The following is a 1679-nucleotide window of genomic DNA, read 5'->3' as shown; positions in this document are numbered from 1 at the left end:
GTCGGCCTGCCGGACAAGGCCGCGGCCTACCCCGCCCGGCTCTCCGGAGGCCAGCAGCAACGCATCGCGATCGCCCGCGCCCTGGCCCTGAACCCGAAAGTCATGCTCTTCGACGAACCGACCTCGGCCCTGGACCCCGAAATCGGCCTCGAAGTATTGGCCGTCATGCGCGACCTCGCCGACGAAGGCATGACCATGCTCGTCGTCACCCACGAAATGCACTTCGCCCGCGACGTCTCGGACCGGATCATGGTCATGGGCAACGGCGGCGTCCTGGAAATCGGACCCAGCGAACAAGTCATGACCGCCCCGGCGAACGAACGCACCCGCCAGTTCCTCAAAGCCGTCCTGGACCGGTGACCCCCGCCATGACCCTGCACCTGCTCACCACCATCGCCCAAGGCATCGGACTGACCCTCTACGTCACCGGCGCCTCCCTGCTGTTCGGCGGGATCATCGGCCTGGCCCTGGTCGGCGCCGTCCGCTCCCCCGTCCCGGCCATCCGCACCCTCGCCACCCTCTACATCAACCTCATCCGCGTCATCCCGCCCATCACCTGGCTCTTCCTGATCTACTTCGGACTACCCCAATACGCCCTCCGGTTATCCACCATCCAGGCCGCGATCATCGGCTTCTCCCTCATCGCCGCAGCCTTCATGGCCGAAATCTACCGCTCCGGGCTGCTCTCCATCCCCGAAGGCCAGCGCGAAGCCGCGCACGCCCTCGGCCTGGGCACCATCGACACCATCACCCACGTCATCACCCCCCAAGCCTTCCGCGTCGCCCTGCCAGCGATCGCGACCTACGGCATCGGACTGCTCAAAGACTCCGCCCTCGCCTCCACCATCGGCGTGCACGAAATCACCTACTACGCCCAACAATCAGCCAAACAAACCCACCAAGGCCTGCTCTCCTTCATCACCGCCGGAGCCCTCTACATCATCATCAGCCTCATCGTCGCGCTCATCTGCCGGCGCATCGACCTGACCCTGCGCCGCAAGATCGGAGTGGCATGATGGACATCCTCACCCAATGGGCCTCCTGGCTGCCCGCCCTCTTCCCCGGACTCGGTATCAGCCTCCAACTCACCGGACTGTCCCTGCTCTTCGGCTTCCCCCTCGGACTGCTCTTCGCCGTCATGGCCGCCGCGAAACCGGCCCCCCTGCGCTGGATCTCCTTCCTCTTCGTCGAATTCGGCCGCGGACTCCCAGCCCTCGTCCTGCTCTACCTGCTCTACTTCAGCCTGCCCGACGCCGGCATCACCCTCGGATCCCTCACCACCGCGATCATCGCCCTGTCCTGGAACACCGGCTCCTACGCCTCCGAATACTTCCGCGCCGGCATCGCCGCCGTCCCCCTCGGACAAAAAGAAGCAGCCCTCACCTCCGGACTGTCCGGCTTCACCGGATTCCGCATCATCATCCTCCCCCAAGCCCTGCGCATCTCCACCCCGCCCCTGGCAGGACTCGCCGTCCTCGTCTTCCAAGGCAGCGCCCTCGCCTTCGTCATCGCCGTGCCCGAACTCATGTCCAAAGCCTTCGAAATCGGCTCCATCACCTTCCAATACCTCTCCGTCTACCTCCTCACCTCCATCCTCTACGGCACCCTCACCCTCCTCTTCCTCGCCCTCGTCAAACTCCTCGAACAACGCCTCAACCGCCACCTCCAACGCAACTAAA

The 1679-nt window shown here is 65.0% G+C and carries 3 protein-coding genes; all 3 read left to right on the top strand.

The genetic code is table 11. The annotated features are described in order from the left end of the window. The coding region (locus tag E1809_RS26380; RefSeq protein WP_133207165.1) for an ATP-binding cassette domain-containing protein at positions 1 to 360 on the top strand (360 nt) is incomplete at its 5' end. Then, a complete protein-coding gene (locus E1809_RS26375; protein WP_133207164.1) occupies positions 357 to 1016 on the top strand; it encodes an amino acid ABC transporter permease in 660 nt (219 codons plus the stop codon). The genes E1809_RS26380 and E1809_RS26375, both read left to right, overlap by 4 nt. Then, positions 1013 to 1678 (top strand): amino acid ABC transporter permease, encoded by a 666-nt coding sequence (locus tag E1809_RS26370; RefSeq protein WP_133207163.1) that lies wholly within the window; start codon positions 1013 to 1015, stop codon positions 1676 to 1678. The genes E1809_RS26375 and E1809_RS26370 overlap by 4 nt, the downstream gene beginning before the upstream one ends. Position 1679 lies beyond the last annotated feature (1 nt).

It is taken from the genome of Arthrobacter terricola, assembly GCF_004354015.1.
Taxonomy (GTDB): Bacteria; Actinomycetota; Actinomycetes; order Actinomycetales; family Micrococcaceae; genus Arthrobacter; species Arthrobacter terricola.
This window is presented reverse-complemented; position numbering and strand designations above follow the sequence as displayed.